Below are 15,493 nucleotides of genomic sequence, written 5' to 3'. Positions count from 1 at the left end.
CAGGGTGCGATGGGTGAGTTTCGCGAGGGTTCAGCGTAGGAGTCAGCCCAGACGCAAGCGATGATCGGTCGGGTCCAGGTCTTCCGCATGGTGGGTGACCAGGACCACCGGGCGGTCGACCAGCGCCTCACGGAGGTCCGCCAGCAGGTCTTGTGCGGCCTCCGCGTCCAGGTGCGCCGTCGGTTCGTCCAGCAGGATCACCTGCCCACGAGCCAGCAAGGCCCGCGCCACGGCCACGCGTTGCGCCTGGCCTCCGGAGAGCTCGGAGCCGCCGCTGCCCACCCAGGTGTCCAAGCCTTGCGGAAGGGCGTCTAGGAACGGGCCCAGTCCCACGCGCCGCAGCACGTCCGTCATTTCGTCTGCGGAAGGCGCGTCCGCCTTGGGCCGCGCCAGGGCGAGATTGCCCCTGATCGTGGAGGCAAACAGGTGCGCCTCTTGCGGACACCACACGATCGAGGGCGCGTTTTCCTCAGGCACCCCGGTGACCCGCACCGATCCCGACGACGGCGCCAGGTGCCCCATCACGGTGGCCAGCAACGTGGACTTGCCGCTGCCCGAGGGGCCCTCGATTACCAGCCAGCGCCCGGGGCGAACGGTGGTATCCACGGGCCCGAAAGCTGCTCTGTCGGCACCCGGCCACCGCGCACTCAGGTTGTCCAACACCAGTTGCGGACCGGCCGGCTCGCGCCGTTGGGAGTCGGGCGGAAGGCCGGTCGGCTCGGCATGTCCCGCCGGCACAGCCGATGCCGTCCCCGTCGCCGCGACGGGGACCTGGGCTGGAGCCTTGCCCGGGACCGTCACCGAGGCTGTTCGGAGCAGTGCGGCGCGCAGACCGGGCGCTTGCTGGACCGCCGAGACCACGGCGACCAGCGGTTCGGTCAGGCCCAACGGAACAAGGGCCAGCGCGGCAACCACCGGCCTGCTGATCGACCCGGCGCCCAAAGCAGAAGCGGCCGGATGGAGCACGAGGACGGCGGCGGCCACCGTGCTCAGGACGACGAGCGCTTCTCCCAGGCCTTGCGCCCAGGCTCCTCGCCGGGCCAGCGCACCGGCCCGGACGTCGAGGTCGCTCAATCGCCGCAGCGCCTGTGCTTGACGGTTGTTGGGGGACAGATCTCCCACCGCGGCGCCCATTTGCACGAAGGCTCGAACGATCCCGCCTGTGGCTGCCACCCCCGCCCTTGCCGCCAAACGATCCGCAGCCAGGGCCACGGTCGGTGCAACGAGCAGGGCAACGCCCAACGCGACGGCGATCACCGGAACGGCGGCGGGCACCAGGACGGCGTAAACGGTCAGGACCAGCACCGTGGTGCCCACTCCCACTCCCACGGGAACGAGAACCCGGGGCATGAGGTCCCGGACCCGGTCCGCCGCGACGATCAGGTGTTCCAGAGCTGACGCCCCCGTCGCCAGGGCACGGGAGGAGAGGCCGCGCCGGGCCAGTCCTGACCACAGGCGAGAACGAAGGTCCACGAGCGAGGTGAACACGGCAGAGTGGGCCGCCAGCTGCTGGACGTAGTGCAACACGGCGCGCCCGATGCCGAAGAATCGCACTCCCACGATCGCCACGGTCAGGTACATGATCGACGGCTGTTCGGAGGCCCGCACGATCAACCAACCGGACAGCGCGGTGAGCGCCGTCGCGAAAGCGGCAGCCGCCACTCCCGCCACGACGGCGGCCACCCAGAGCCACGGGGTCGAGGCCAGGAACCTGAAGGCTTCTGCCCGGGCGTTCCTCGGCGCGCTCGCTTCCGCCGCGGCTGTATCGCGAGCGGAAGGATCCCTGACGGGCGCTTCGACGTCATGGCCGGACAGCTCGCCCGGGGGAGTCGCACCGTCGTCGTCGAGTCGGCCGGGTTGCCCAGGGAGGGTCGTGGCATCGGTCGTTGCGGGATCTTCGCGCCATCCCCCGTCGTGCCCAAGGGCCACCCGGTGGGTCGCGAGGTCCACGACCCGACGGTCGTGGGAGGCCACGATGACGGTCACCCCCGGGAGTCGACCGACGGAGGCCAGTTCGTCCAGCACCAGCCGAGCTGAGTCGGCATCGAGGTGGGCGGTCGGTTCGTCGACAAGGAGCACCGTGGCACCGGTGCGGATGCGCAGCAGCCCGCGGGCCACGGCCAGACGGCGCAGTTCCCCGGGGCTCAACTGGGCGGGATCCGCCTCGGCCCGGGGCGCCAGGTCGAGTTGCTCGAGGACCTCGTCAACCAGGGTTGGTACCGTGCTGGCTTCGCCGTCCGGGGCCGCCGTGTCGGTGGTGTCTGCGTACAGTTCGAGTTCGGCTCGGACCGTGTCGCCCACGGTTCGTGGCACCTGGGGGACCCAGGCGACGCGCGCGGGGTCCACACCGATGACGGCTCCCGCGCGTACGGGGACCAGGCCGGCCAGGACGCCCAAAAGCGTGGACTTGCCCGTTCCGCTGGCACCGGTCACCGCCGTGATCTGGCCGACGGGGAACCACGCGTCGAACCCTTCGAGCACAGGGCTCCGACCCGGGTACCCCGCCGTCAGGCCCTCGAGGCGCACGCCGACGGCGGCTCCGGACCGGGTGCCTATGGCCCGGGTACCCACGGGACGGCTCCCACCGGGACGGACGGTGGCCGAGTCGACCGGCTCGGCACCGGATTCCGGGGCGAATTCCCGGGCCCGTCGCAGGGCGGCCAGCCCGTCCTGCGACGCGTGGAAGGCCGCGCCCAGCTCGCGGAACGGCTGGAAGCACTCGGGGGCCAGGACCAGCACCGCCAACCCCGTGGCCAGAGGCAGCGACCCGTCGATCAGCCGGACCCCGATGAACACCGCCACGACCGCCACGGAGAGCGTCGCGATCAGTTCGAGGACCAGCGCGGACAGGAAAGCGGTTCGCAGGGTTCGCAGCGTGGCGGCCTTGTGCTCCCGACCGATGCGATCCAGAGCAGCGGACTGCTCGGAGAGCTGCCCCAGCCCGACCAACACGGGCAGCCCGCGCGCGAGCTCGACCAGGTGGTCGGACAGCCGCTGCAGGGTCGCCGAGGACCGGTCGGCCTCCGCCCGGGTGTGCTGCCCGACCAGGATCATGAACACCGGCACCAGGGGCAGGGTCAGGGCGATGATCAACGCGCTCAGCCAGTCGGCGGCCAGAATCCTGGCGCCCACCAGCACGGGCACCGTTGCAGCCGACACCGCGGTGGGCAGGACGGAGCGGTAGTACTCGTCGAGCTCGTCCAACCCGATCGTGGCCACGGCGGCGTTGGCCCCCACACCACCGGAAGGCCGGGCGAGCATCCCGGCCGCCATGTCCTGACGGATCCGTTGCTTGGCCATGACGGCGGCCCGCGTGGCATACCAGTGTTGGACCCAGACCAGGCCAGCTCGCAGCACGGCCCCGGCCAGTCCCAGGGTCACGGCGTGATCGATGGCCGTCGCATCCCGGGCAATGGCTCCCACGATCCCGCGGGCCATCGCCTCGGCGATCATGACCAGGGACAGCGCCTTGAGCGCCGCCAAGACCCCGAACACGATCAGTGCACGGACACCACCCGGCCCCAGCCGGTCGCCGGGGGTCATCGGGGCAGGACGGCGGGGCGCACCTCGTGCCCTTCGGGGATGTGGACCTCGGACAACCGCCGCCGGAAGGTCCAGTAGCTCCACGCCTGGTAGACCAGGATCAGCGGCAACGCGACGCCGGCCACCCAGGTCATGATCGTCAGCGCGTAGTCACCGCTGGAGGCGTTGGCCACCGTGAGGTCGTAGGCGGGGTCGACCGTGGACGGGAGGACCACGGGGAAGACCGCGGCAAAGATCGAGATCGCGCCGGTCACCAGGAACGCCGCCAGGCACGCGAAGGTCCAACCGTCCCGGTCCGCGCGGGCAGCAAGCCACGAACCGGCCAGCGCCACGACGGCCACGACGACGGCCGCCCACGTTGCGACCGAGCCGTACCGCCACTGGACCACCAGGACCCAGACCACCAACGGCGCGACCGCCAGGGGCAACCACCGACGCACGGCGAGCAGGGCGTCCGCACGCACCTGACCACTGGCCTTGAGGGCCAGGAACGCGGCGCCGTGGATCCAGCTGAAACCCAGAACGGCCAGGCCACCCAGAACGGCGTACCAGGAGAACCACGCAAACGGACCGCCGACCCGGTCGCCGTTCGCGTCGATGGGCAGGCCCAGAGTGGTGCTGGCCAGCATGGCGCCGATGCCGAAGGCGATCACCGCCGAGCCGAGGCCCAGGGCGCGGTCCCAGTTGGCACGCCACCGATCGGTGTGTCCCTTCCCGCGGTACTCGATGGAGACGGCGCGGAAGATCAAGGCCACCAGCACGATCGTCAGCGGGATGTAGAGGGAGGAGAACAGCCCCGCGTACCACATGGGGAAGGCGGCGAATGTGCCCGCCCCGGCCGTGATGAGCCAGACCTCGTTGCCGTCCCAGACCGGGCCGATCGTGTTGAGCATGAGCCGCTTCTGCTTCTCCGTGCGGCCGCGCAACCAGATCCGCATCCCGACGCCCAGGTCGAAACCGTCCAGGACCAGATAACCGGTCCACAGGAACGCCAGCGCCGCGAACCAGATGACGTGAAGAACTTCCATGATGACTCTCCAGCAGGTCGGGTGTCGGTCAGTACGCGAAGGCCAGGACGTCGTCGTCGGAGTGCGGCCCCCGAGCGCCGCCGTGGCCGTCACCGCCGTAGTGGTCGTGGGCCGCCAGTTCCGGCATCGCCGAGACCACGCCGCCGCGGACGTACTTGACCAGCAGGAACACCTCCACCACGAACAAGGCCAGGTAGATCAGCCCCAGGGTGACCAGGGAGAAGATGACCTCCTGTCCGGTCACCCCGGGGGAGACGGCTGCCGCCGTGTACATGTACACGCCGTCGATGCCGCTGGGGTCCGGGTTCGGTGCCACCACGAAGGGCTGGCGGCCCATCTCCGTGAAGACCCAGCCGGCGATGTTGGCCACGAACGGCGCGCCGATCGAGGCCACGGCCAACAACATCAAGGGTTTCGATGCCGGGACCGTTCCCTTGCGGGCGATCCACAGGGCCAGCGCGGCGAACCCGGTGGCCGCTGCGCCGAAGCCGATCATGATCCGGAAGCCCCAGTAGGTGACCTCCATGAGCGGGAGGTAGTCGATCTCCTGGCCCGAGCGCTCGCCGTAGATTTCGTCTTCGGGCAGGTTGGTGCCGTAGTCCTGTTCGTATTCGGGGATCAGGGTGTAGACGCCGCGGACGGGCGTGCCGAAATCTCCTTCGGCCAGGAAGGACAGCAGCCCGGGGATCTCGATCAGGCCCTTGACGTCGTCGCAGTTCTGGCTGCCCAGGTCTCCCACGGACAGCACGGAGAAGCTCGTGCCGTCGTGGCAGGCGGCCTCGGCGGCGGCCATCTTCATGGGTTGTTGTTCGAACATCAGCTTGCCCTGGACGTCGCCCGTCACAGCCACTCCCGCGAACCCGATCATGGCGGCCACGGCCCCCAGTCGCAGGGACTTGAGCCACACGGAGTGGTCCTCCCGGTCCCGACCCGGGATCGCAGGATTCTCACCGACGACGACGCGCCCGTTCTGGTCCACCGTGTCGATCCCGTCGCGGCGGCGCTGCCACAGGTGGTACCAGGAGATGCCGATCAAAAGGGCTGAACCAACGCCGATGGCACCGAAGATCGCGTGGGTGAAAGCGGCCAGGGCGGTGTTGTTGGTCAGGACGGCCCAGATGTCGGTCATGACGGGTCGCCCGTCGACCATTTCCACGCCCACCGGGTGCTGCATCCAGGAGTTGGCCACGATGATGAAGTAGGCGGAGGCCACCGAGCCCAGGACGGCGATCCAGAGGCAGGCCAGGTGGATCTTCTTGGGCAGCCGGTCCCAGCCGAAAATCCAGAGACCGATGAAGGTGGACTCGAAGAAGAAGGCCAGCAACCCCTCCATGGCCAGCGGGGCGCCGAACACATCGCCCACGAACCGCGAGTATTCGCTCCAGGCCATCCCGAACTGGAATTCCTGCACCAGTCCCGTGGCCACTCCCATGATGAAGTTGATCAGGTAGACCTTGCCCCAGAACTTGGTCATCCGCAGGTAGCGCTCGTTGCCGGTGCGCACCCAGAGGGTCTGCATGATCGCGACCAGGGGCCCCAGCCCCAGGGTCAACGGGACCATGATGAAGTGGTAGACGGTGGTGATGCCGAACTGCCACCGGGCGATTTCGAGTGGATCCATGCCGCTTCTCCCGCCCGCACACGGGGTGCGGATCGTGTCGGCCGTGGCTCGGACCACCCGATGCTCGCTGTGGGTGGGTCACGAATGATCCGGGAGGATGCCGCGTGGAGTCGGCGATCGCTGGGCAGTTCGGGTCACGGAATGCGAGGTGGTCCGGGGCGAGGCCCCCGGTACCCCATGGGGTATGACTAGTTCGAGTCTAGGCCCGCGAAGTGTTCGACGTCGTGCTTGGTGCCTGTGACCATGATCTCATCGTCGTCGTAGAGCATGGTGCCGGGTTCCATCGGGCTCCATTGCTGCCCATTGCGACGCAGGGCGACCACGGTGACCCCGTACTTCTGGCGCAGGTTGAGCGTGTCGAAGGGGCGTTGCTGCGTGGCGGCCGGGGGTTGGCAGCGAATGAGCGCGAAACCGCCGTCGAGCGAGACGAAGTCCAGGGCGTGGCCGATCAGCAGGTGCGCCGTCCGCAGGCCCATGTCGTGTTCCGGGCGGATCACGTGCGTCACCCCCAGCTGTTCCAGGATCTGGGCGTGGGCCTCCGAAATGGCCTTGGCCCAGATCTCCGGAACGTTCTCCATGGCCAGGAGCCTGGAGGTGGTCAGGACCGAGGCTTCCAGGTCCGTACCGATGGCCACCACGACGGCGGCGAAGTCGGAGACACCCAGCTCCTCCAGTGTCTGTTGAGAGGTGGCATCCGCGCGGACCACGCTGGTGAACTGGCCCTTGAACTCCTGGACCACCTTGGGGTCGTCGTCGATGGCCAGGACCTCCACGCCGCTGTCCATGAGCTCCTGACCGAGGGCCGAGCCGAATCGGCCCAGCCCGATCACCACCGCCGAGCGGAGGTGGCCGCGGCGGGACTCCTGGCGTGATGCATGCTCACGGCCACGTTGGTTGAACACTTGGCGTCCTTTCAAAGTCTTGAGTCGCGCTGTCTCTGCCCATCCTCCGCCGAACCCTCGCGAAACTCGCGCTTCACGCCCTCACGCGCGAGTTTCGTGAGGGTTCGGCGGAGGGTGCCGGGGTCATCCGATCAACGGGCGTTCCTTGGGCAGTTCCCACGTGCGGGTCGTGTCCTGCGCAGCGATGGCAGCGGCGATCGTGGTGGGGCCCAGACGGCCGATGAACATCAGGGCGATCAGGATCAGCTGCCCACCCGTACCGATCTGGGCGGTGATTCCCGTGGACAGCCCCACCGTGGCGAAGGCAGAGACGGATTCGAACAAGAGCCGGTCCAGACCGAGGTCCGGTTCGAGCAGCATCAAGCCCATCTGGGCGGTGACCAGGATCGCCATCGACAGCACCACGATGGTCAACGCCTCGCGCTGCACGGAACGCGAGAGCCTGCGGCCCAGAACGTTGACGGCCTGTTGTCCCCGGACTTCGGTCCAGGCGACGAACAGCAGCACCAGCACCGTGGTGATTCGCAGACCACCGGCCGTCCCCGCGGAGCCGCCACCCACCAGCATCAAGAAGTCCATGCCGAACCAGGCCACGGGATGCATGCCTGCCAGGTCCACGGAGTTGAACCCGGCCGTGCGGGTGATGGTGGACTGGAAGAAGGCGTTGAGCAGTTTGTCTCCGAAGCCCATGGGGCCCAGTGTGGTCGGGTTGCCCCACTCGACCAGCAGCAGGAACGCCGTCCCGCCCAGCAACAACACCGGGGTGCCCACCACCATCATGCGCGTGGTCATCGACCAGAGCCTGGGTACTCGGATGTGGCGCAGCAGTTCCACGATCACGGGAAAGCCCAGCCCGCCCACAATCACGGCGGCGGCGATCGGCAACAGCACCAGCGGGTCGCCGTCGAAATCCATCAGGTTGGCCGTGTACAGGGCGAATCCGGCGTTGTTGAACCCGGAGATCGAGTGGAACACCCCGTGCCACAGCGCCTTGCCGGGGGAGTAGCCGTAGCCCGTTGCGAATCGCGCGGCCAGCAGCAGGGCCACGGCGGTCTCCACTGCGACGATCGTGAACACGATGCGTTTGACCGCGTGGCGCATCTCGCCCGGCCCCGTCGAACGCGTCTCGGAGGCCACGGCCACCCGCAGGCCGAGCCCGAAGCGCCGTGACATGAAGATGCCGATCATCGTCGCGAAGGTCATCACGCCGAACCCACCGATCTGGATCAGCGCCAGGATGACCACTTGACCAAACGTGGTCCAGTACGTGGGGGTGTCGACCACGATCAGCCCCGTCAGGCACAGAGATGACGTGGCCGTGAACAGCGCTTCCATGAAACTTGCGTGACCGGGCCCGGGCGTGGCGAACGGGAGCATGAGCGCCGCGGTACCCAGCGCGAGTACGACGGCGAAACCGGTGACCAGCATCTGTGCGGTGCGTCCGGCTGAGGTGGCGCGGGCTCTTCGTGAGCCAGGGGCGGGTTGGGGGCGGATGAACCAGCGGCGAGCCGACACCATCCACGGCTGGGGGCGCCGGGAGCGGATGCGCGTTGTCAGCCGGTACAAGTCCTCTTCGAGGGGCACAGGACACAAAGTACACCCGGTCCCGCTCGGCGGCCTCGTTCACCGGACGTCGCACCGTGCTCGGTTGTCGTCCGACATGGCTAGACTGTGGCGAGGTTGTCCGTCAGGTCACACGAGCACCTTGTGGGGGTGTGGGATCGTGGCCGAACGTCCAGCCACAAGTCACAACGTCCGGCCGGCTCGTTCCTTCCCTTCCCCACGGGGTCGCCGAACACCACAGTCTCTTGAGCACCAGAGGAGGATCGCGGGAATCATGACCACGCCGTCCGAGCGCAACATCCCGTCCGCCGGCCCGGAAACGACCTCGATCCAGATCGTCTCCGACATCCTGTCCCAGGTCTCTGGGCACCGTTTGTCGGACGAGGAAAAGGCAGCCGTCGACGCCTTGCCGCCCAACACCGCGCTGCTGGTCCAGGTGGACCCCCGCGGCCGCGGTTCGCGCTTCCTGCTGGACACGGACCAGGTGTCCGCCGGCCGTCACCCGAAGGCCGATGTCTTCCTGGACGACGTCACCGTCTCACGTCGCCACGCGGGGTTCATTCGCCGGGACAACTCCTACGAACTCGTGGACGACAACTCGCTCAACGGCACCTATGTCAACAACGACCGCGTGGACTCGGTGCTGCTGAAGAGTGGGGACGAGGTGCGTCTGGGCAAGTTCTGTTTCGTCTTCTACCGTTCGGCGCGCACTGCCGACGGTCGCTCCTGAGGTGAGTTCACCCGGAACCTCGGAAACCGTCGATCCGGCGCAGGTGCGCCGCATCGGAATGGGCGCGCTGCTCAAGCAACTGCAGCCCGAGTTCCCAGACGTCACCGCTTCCAAGGTCCGGTTCCTGGAGGACCAGGGCCTGCTGCACCCCGCCCGTACTCCCTCGGGCTACCGCAAGTTCTCCCCGGAGGATCTGCAACGTCTGCGGCATGTCCTGATTCTGCAACGGGAGCGCTACCTTCCGCTCAAGGTCATCCGGGAACTCTCGGAGGCGGGTCAGCTCGAAGCCCTGGTCAAGGGGGCAGACGGCGTCGACGATGTCGCCACGGGGACACCCACCACGTCGTCCCCAAGCGGTGCACAGGACCCCGACGCACCCGAGGATGCCCACGCCACCTCGGTGGGGGACGCGGCCGCGGTCCCTCAACAGGCCCCGGTCGAGCAGAGCGAGCCGCTGACCATGCGCGAACTCTGCCGACAGTCCGGTGCGGGCATCCCGCTGGTCCGGGAACTGATCAGCTTCGGTCTGCTGCACGAACGAGCCGGTGGCTTCGACCGTCACGATCTGGTGATCGCGGGGGCCGCGAGGGCTCTGCGTGACCACGGCGTCGAACCGCGTCACCTGCGCACGTTGCGACAGGCCGCCGACCGGGAAATTGGTCTGGTGGAGCAGGCCATCGCTCCCGAGGTCGCCAAACGTAGTTCCGTGGCTGCCAAGAGGGCCAGTGAGCGCGCCGGGGAGATCACCCAGCTGTGTCTGAGCATCCACGCGTCGATGGTCGTGGGGCGGCTGGAAGACATCCAGGACCGGCTCGACGTCGAGGACTAGCCCGGACCGCTCGTCGAGGGCCCGCACACCACCGCAGCCAACCAGGACAGAACCGAGGGAGCCGAGCCCATGCAACGCGAACACCTCATGGAGATCGCCGGCGTACGGCTGGACGTGCCGTCGTCGCAGCCGGTGGTCGTGCTGCGTGAAGCCGCAGGGCGCCGCCACGTCCCCATCTGGGTCGGCACCAACGAGGCGACGTCGATCGTCTTCGCCGTCCAAGGCATTGAACCGCCCCGTCCGCTGACCCATGATCTGCTGCTCGAGGTGGCCAAGGCCTTCGGTCGGAACCTGGAGAAGGTCAGGATCCACACCGTGGAGGGCACCGTGTTCCATGCGGCGTTGGTCTTCGACGACGGATCCGTGGTGGATTCCCGCGCCTCGGACGCCATTGCCCTGGCGGCGCGCGTCGACTGCCCGGTGTTGTGCTCGGACGGCGTGCTCGAGGCCGCCGGTCTGGTCATGACCGGCGACGGCGAACTGCGCGAGGAACGCCCGGAGGAAGCCGACGCGGCTGGCCGAACCGGGGCGGACGGTGCGGAACAAGAGGTCCGACAATTCCGAGACTTCCTGGACACGATCGACCCCGAGGACTTCTTGAAGTGATCTTGACCGCGCCTCTGGGCCGGTTGTGGGTCGATCCGGGGCGTGTTTTCAGGCAACGGGCGGGTCAACGGTCACACCCGTCCCGGTGCGACACGATCGCGTTGAGCGCCAAGGTCTTTGCTTACGGGCCCGCGCCCGTCTACCGTCACTTTCAAGTCGGTTCTTCCGTGCCCCTCGCCGCCGCCCACGACTCCTCGACCGAGGAGCGACCGGGACGGTGTTTCAGGGGCATTGGACCGGCGGACCCTCTGCTTTACACCACGATCTGCACATGCCGCTGTCCTCCGGGTCGGCGCCCAAGGCCGGGAGGACCTGCGTGAAGGACACCGATCACGTCGATGCTCCGCTTGCCGAAGAACTGACACTGCCTGTTTTCACCTCGCTCGCCGGAGGAACGCAGGGCGTGCTCTTCGACGACGAGCGGCAGGTGCTCGACGACACCGTCGGGTACCGCGGTGCCACCGCCTGCAAGGTCACGGGCATCACGTACCGTCAGCTCGACTACTGGGCCCGCACCGAACTCGTGGAGCCCACGGTTCGCAGCGCCAAGGGATCGGGGTCGCAGCGGCTCTACAGCTTCCGCGACATCGTGGTCCTCAAGATCGTGAAGCGCCTCCTGGACACCGGGGTGTCCCTGCAGCAGATCCGTTCGGCCGTCATCGCCTTGCGGGAACGCGGCATCGAGGACCTGGCCCAGTTGACCCTCATGAGCGACGGCGCCTCCGTCTACGAGTGCACCTCTCAGGAAGAGGTCATCGACCTGGTGCAGGGGGGACAGGGCGTGTTCGGCATCGCCGTCGGTCGCGTGTGGCGTGAGGTCGAAGGCAGCCTGGCGAGCCTTCCCGAAGCCAACGGCGACGGCGAGGAGACGGAGTTCCCCGGGGACGAGCTCTCCGCGCGGCGGGCCCGTCGCCAGAAGAACGTTTCCTGACCAACGCTCGGTCACCCCTCACACGGCCGCCGAGCGACGACCGTGTGCAGTGATCACTTCACGCTGTTGACCAGCCCGCGCACGATCGTCGAGAAACGCTGCGCCAGATCGCGTGCGTCGTCACCCGGCCACCGGTGGATCGGCCACGCGGCACCCTGGGCGCGCTGCCAGACCGGGTGTTCCGGGATCACGGGATCCACCACCAGGTGGCCGAACAACTCATTGAGTTCACGGACCCGGTGCTGGTGCTCGGCGGAATCCATGTCCACCTTGTTGATCACCACACCCGCGGAGTCCACCGCCCACCGGGAACCGCGTTCGAATTGGGCGATCGCGGTCATGGTCCGCTGAGTTCCGGCCACGGAGAACAGGGACGGCTCCGCGACGGAGAGGACCTTGTCGGAGGCGGCCCAGGCCATGCGCGTCAGTGCATTGAGGTTGGGCGGGCAGTCCACCAGGACCAGGTCGTACCGCGATTCCAAACCCGTCAACGCCCGGCTTAGCCGGTCGAGTTCCGACCCCTTGTAGGTGGCCCTGTCGAAATGCGAGGACTGCGAGGATCCCGGGGCGACGTCGAGTGACCCCCGGGAACCGGCCGCCGGATCGTGGGCCTCGGACCAGGGTGACGCCACGGCGATGCCACCGAGCGCACCCGACTTGCCCCGTTTGGCCAGGACACGTCCGACCGTGTTGCGGGACGGCGCGTGGACACCTAGCCCCGTGGTCGCATCCGCGTGCGGGTCCAGGTCGACCACCAGGGTTCGGAGACCGTTCTCGAGAGCCGCGGAGGCCAGGCCCAGGGCGACGGAGGATTTGCCGACTCCGCCTTTGAGGCTGGAGATGCTGACGATCTGCACGGTGTCCTTCGGGGAGTTCGACGACGGGGAGGCGGTCGCCAGTTTAGCCAGTAGCTGCAGATCAACCCGCGTGACCGACCCGGAGAGTCAGCGGATTTAGGATGATCCAATGCGCGCACACGATGTGATCATCATCGGGTCCGGATCGGGGAACTCCCTGCTCGGCCCCGACTACGAGAACTTGGACGTCGCCATCATCGACGGCGGCACGTTCGGTGGAACCTGCCTGAACGTGGGCTGCATCCCCACCAAGATGTACGTCTACCCGGCAGAAGTCGCCCAGTCCGCGCGGGAACTGGGTCCCCTTGGCGTCACTGTCGACGTCGATGCGGCCGACGTCGACTGGCCCGCGATCAGGGACCGGATCTTCGGTCGCATCGACGCGATCTCCGAAGGGGGTCTGGACTACCGGCGGTCCCTGCCCAACGTCACCGTGTACCAGGAGCACGTGCGATTCACGGGCCCCAGGACCCTGGTCACGGACTCCGGCCAGGAACTCACGGCGCCCAAGATCGTGATCGCCTCAGGGTCCCGCGTGGAGCTTCCGGATCTGCCAGGACTGGACCTGCCGCAGGTGCACACCTCGGACACCGTGATGCGCCTGCCCGAGTGGCCGGCTCGCGTGGTGATCGTGGGAGGCGGGTACATCGCGGCAGAGTTCGCGCACATCTTCCACGGTCTTGGTGCGCACGTGACCCAGCTGAATCGCTCCGACCGCCTCCTGCGCGGGCAGGACCGGGAGATCGCCGAACGTTTCCGGGAATCCGCGCAGGACCAGTGGGATCTGCAGCTCGGATGGACCCCGCACGCGATCGTGCCCGCCGACGACGGAACCGTGACGGTGCGCTCCACCCGGACCGCACCGGAGGAGGACCGAAGGGACGCGGCCCAGCAGAGCACCGTTGAGGGGCCGGGAACACGGGAGGATGTGGCCGACGTCGTCCTCATGGCCACCGGACGTCGTCCGAACACGGACCTGTTGGATCCGGCCGCCGCGGGGCTCGGCATCGATCCGGAGAGCGGGCTGCTCCGGGTGGACGAGTACCAGCGGGTGCTCGATGCGGACGGGAACGTCATGGACGGACTGTGGGCACTGGGGGACATCTGCTCACCCGCGCAGTTGAAGCACGTGGCCAACCATGAGGCGCGGGTCGTCGCGCACAACGTGATTCATCCCGAGGACCCGGTGGCAGCGGACCACCGGTTCATTCCGGCCGCCGTGTTCACCCACCCGGAGATCGCCTCCGTCGGGATGACCGAGGACCAGGCCCGGGCGCAACACGAACGGGTCGCCGTGAAGTCCCAGGCCTTTGGCGACGTGGCCTACGGGTGGGCCATGGAGGACCGTCGTGGTGTCTGCAAGGTGATCGCGGACCCGGCGACCGGACAACTCCTGGGCGCACACCTGATCGGCCCGCACGCCTCGATCCTGATCCAACCGTTGATCCAGGCGATGAGTACGGGGCAGACCGTACAGGACATCGCCCGCGGCCAGTACTGGATCCACCCGTCCCTGACGGAAGTGGTCGAGAACGCCCTCCTGGGACTGGACCTGGACTGAACTCCGGGGCCGGGCGATCAGGGAGCTGCCGGGGAAGGCCGAGGATCGTCGTCGTCCCTGTCCCGCAGCACGCCCGCGACCAGGACCGCGACGAGTGCGACCACGGGCACGGCCATAATCGCCAGGCGTAGCCCGACCGCGTCGGAGACCACGCCCACGAACGGGGACACGGACAGGAAGGCCACTCGTAGGAGCCATCCGGCCAGGGTCAGGCCCGTGCCTGGGCGCAGGCCCGGTACCGAGTCCGCCGCGTGGAAGGCCGAGGGCACCAGCGTGGCGCACCCGAACCCGGCCACCGCGAAACCCACGACGGCCACGGCGGGCGCCGGGGCCAAGGCGACCACGCACAGACCGACGGCGGACAGCGTTCCGCCGAGTTTCGCCATGCAAACGCGGCCGAAGCGGTCGGTCATCCGATCGCCGAGGAGTCGGCCCAGGAATTGAGCGGCCATCATGGCCACGAGTCCCATGCCCGCCATGGGGCCCGGGGCATCCAGCACCCGGGACAGCAGCAGGGTGGACCAGTTCATCGCCAGGTCCTCGATCATGGCCCCGGCGATGGCGATGACACCGATCAGGATCACGATGCCGATCGCACGGTTGCGTGCGGACAGGCGTCCGGTGGCGGGCGCCGGCTCCGTCGGGGCGTGTTTCGCGGCGGGGGCGTCGTCGTTCGGTCCCGGTATCTCCCGGCCTCCGACCCGTTGGACGGCGCGGACCTCCTCCGGGGTCAGGGCAAAGCGCTGGGACAGCAGCGCCAGGACGGAGAAGATTGCGCCGCTGATTCCGAGGTGCAGTGGCAGTGCGAGACCGGCGCCCACTGCGGCGGACCCCATGATGCCGCCCACCATGGCACCCAGGCTCCACAGGGCGTGCATGGAATTGAGGACCGAACGGCCCATGCTCTTCTGGAGGTCGATGGCCTGGGCGTTCTGGGCCGTGTCCACGATGGCGTCGAGCACCCCCGCCAGGACGATCGGGACGGCGTAGAGCAGCAGCATGGCTGCGCCCCCGCCGACGGAACCCACGGCGCCCGCTGCGGCGACCAGTGCGGCCAACAGGACCGAACCGACCCCGGCCACCCGGGCCGACCCGAAACGCCGTAGCAGGGGAGCCGGTGCCATGCCCGCGGCGATCGAACCGATCGGGAACGCGATGACCAGCAGCCCGTAGACCGTGTTCGAGAGGCCGAAGGCCTCCTTGACCTCGGGTAGTCGAGGCAGCAGGTTGGCGAACACGGCACCGTTGACCAGGAAGAAGCCGGAGGCGGCGACGCGCGCGACGCGCAAGCGGGCGGGCGACGGCGAGGAACCGGCGGGACG

General features: G+C 68.3%; 12 protein-coding genes. 5 read left to right on the top strand and 7 right to left on the bottom strand.

Annotated elements, in window-relative coordinates; translation table 11 throughout:
• Nucleotides 1–42: 42 nt before the first annotated feature.
• From cydC to EDL96_RS04345, 5 genes are all read right to left on the bottom strand, one after another.
• Nucleotides 43–3,543, bottom strand: coding sequence for a thiol reductant ABC exporter subunit CydC (gene cydC, locus EDL96_RS04365; protein ID WP_123824600.1), 3,501 nt, complete (start codon nucleotides 3,541–3,543; stop codon nucleotides 43–45).
• Nucleotides 3,540–4,571 carry a cytochrome d ubiquinol oxidase subunit II gene (gene cydB, locus EDL96_RS04360; protein WP_123824599.1) on the bottom strand — a complete coding sequence of 344 codons (1,032 nt, stop codon included), beginning with the start codon at nucleotides 4,569–4,571 and terminating at the stop codon, nucleotides 3,540–3,542. Before cydB ends, cydC begins: the two co-directional genes overlap by 4 nt.
• Nucleotides 4,572–4,599: 28 nt before the next feature.
• Nucleotides 4,600–6,192: a cytochrome ubiquinol oxidase subunit I gene (locus EDL96_RS04355; protein WP_123824598.1), complete on the bottom strand. Its 1,593-nt coding sequence runs from the start codon at nucleotides 6,190–6,192 to the stop codon at nucleotides 4,600–4,602.
• 188 nt (nucleotides 6,193–6,380) lie between these two features.
• Nucleotides 6,381–7,094: a potassium channel family protein gene (locus tag EDL96_RS04350; protein WP_233568679.1), complete on the bottom strand. Its 714-nt coding sequence runs from the start codon at nucleotides 7,092–7,094 to the stop codon at nucleotides 6,381–6,383.
• A gap of 123 nt (nucleotides 7,095–7,217) precedes the next feature.
• On the bottom strand, nucleotides 7,218–8,678 hold the full coding sequence (locus tag EDL96_RS04345; RefSeq protein ID WP_233568678.1) for a TrkH family potassium uptake protein: 1,461 nt from the start codon (nucleotides 8,676–8,678) through the stop codon (nucleotides 7,218–7,220).
• A 253-nt stretch (nucleotides 8,679–8,931) separates the two neighbouring features.
• Between EDL96_RS04345 and EDL96_RS04340 the strand changes: the two genes are divergently transcribed.
• The 4 genes from EDL96_RS04340 to EDL96_RS04325 all read left to right on the top strand — a co-directional run bounded on the left by EDL96_RS04340 (nucleotide 8,932) and on the right by EDL96_RS04325 (nucleotide 11,753).
• Nucleotides 8,932–9,387, top strand: coding sequence for an FHA domain-containing protein (locus EDL96_RS04340; protein ID WP_123824596.1), 456 nt, complete (start codon nucleotides 8,932–8,934; stop codon nucleotides 9,385–9,387).
• Nucleotide 9,388: 1 nt separating this feature from the next.
• Nucleotides 9,389–10,216, top strand: coding sequence for a transcriptional regulator FtsR (gene ftsR / locus EDL96_RS04335; RefSeq protein WP_233568677.1), 828 nt, complete (start codon nucleotides 9,389–9,391; stop codon nucleotides 10,214–10,216).
• A 69-nt stretch (nucleotides 10,217–10,285) separates the two neighbouring features.
• Nucleotides 10,286–10,822 (top strand): bifunctional nuclease family protein, encoded by a 537-nt coding sequence (locus EDL96_RS04330; protein ID WP_123824595.1) that lies wholly within the window; start codon nucleotides 10,286–10,288, stop codon nucleotides 10,820–10,822.
• A gap of 271 nt (nucleotides 10,823–11,093) precedes the next feature.
• On the top strand, nucleotides 11,094–11,753 hold the full coding sequence (locus EDL96_RS04325) for a MerR family transcriptional regulator (RefSeq protein ID WP_123824594.1): 660 nt from the start codon (nucleotides 11,094–11,096) through the stop codon (nucleotides 11,751–11,753).
• 53 nt (nucleotides 11,754–11,806) lie between these two features.
• Here the strand turns inward: EDL96_RS04325 and EDL96_RS04320 are convergent, their stop codons facing one another.
• Nucleotides 11,807–12,610, bottom strand: a complete 804-nt coding sequence (locus tag EDL96_RS04320) for a ParA family protein (protein WP_123824593.1) — start codon at nucleotides 12,608–12,610, stop codon at nucleotides 11,807–11,809.
• Between the two features lie 109 nt (nucleotides 12,611–12,719).
• Between EDL96_RS04320 and EDL96_RS04315 the strand changes: the two genes are divergently transcribed.
• Nucleotides 12,720–14,171, top strand: coding sequence for a mycothione reductase (locus tag EDL96_RS04315; protein WP_123824592.1), 1,452 nt, complete (start codon nucleotides 12,720–12,722; stop codon nucleotides 14,169–14,171).
• Between the two features lie 17 nt (nucleotides 14,172–14,188).
• Here EDL96_RS04315 and EDL96_RS04310 read toward each other — a convergent pair whose 3' ends face one another.
• Nucleotides 14,189–15,460, bottom strand: coding sequence for an MFS transporter (locus EDL96_RS04310; protein WP_233568676.1), 1,272 nt, complete (start codon nucleotides 15,458–15,460; stop codon nucleotides 14,189–14,191).
• Nucleotides 15,461–15,493 lie beyond the last annotated feature (33 nt).

The sequence above is a fragment of the Kocuria soli genome (assembly GCF_003797835.1).
Taxonomy (GTDB): domain Bacteria; phylum Actinomycetota; class Actinomycetes; order Actinomycetales; family Micrococcaceae; genus Kocuria; species Kocuria soli.
Note: the sequence above shows the minus strand (reverse complement) of the source record. Positions and strands in the feature narration are given on the sequence as shown.

What these genes read in the sequence shown, in the direction of transcription:
- cydC (WP_123824600.1), bottom strand. Translation starts at nt 3,543, where the DNA reads ATGACCCCCGGCGACCGGCTGGGGCCGGGTGGTGTCCGTGCACTGATC.
- cydB (WP_123824599.1), bottom strand. Translation starts at nt 4,571, where the DNA reads ATGGAAGTTCTTCACGTCATCTGGTTCGCGGCGCTGGCGTTCCTGTGG.
- EDL96_RS04355 (WP_123824598.1), bottom strand. Translation starts at nt 6,192, where the DNA reads ATGGATCCACTCGAAATCGCCCGGTGGCAGTTCGGCATCACCACCGTC.
- EDL96_RS04340 (WP_123824596.1), top strand. Translation starts at nt 8,932, where the DNA reads ATGACCACGCCGTCCGAGCGCAACATCCCGTCCGCCGGCCCGGAAACG.
- EDL96_RS04330 (WP_123824595.1), top strand. Translation starts at nt 10,286, where the DNA reads ATGCAACGCGAACACCTCATGGAGATCGCCGGCGTACGGCTGGACGTG.
- EDL96_RS04325 (WP_123824594.1), top strand. Translation starts at nt 11,094, where the DNA reads ATGCCGCTGTCCTCCGGGTCGGCGCCCAAGGCCGGGAGGACCTGCGTG.
- EDL96_RS04315 (WP_123824592.1), top strand. Translation starts at nt 12,720, where the DNA reads ATGCGCGCACACGATGTGATCATCATCGGGTCCGGATCGGGGAACTCC.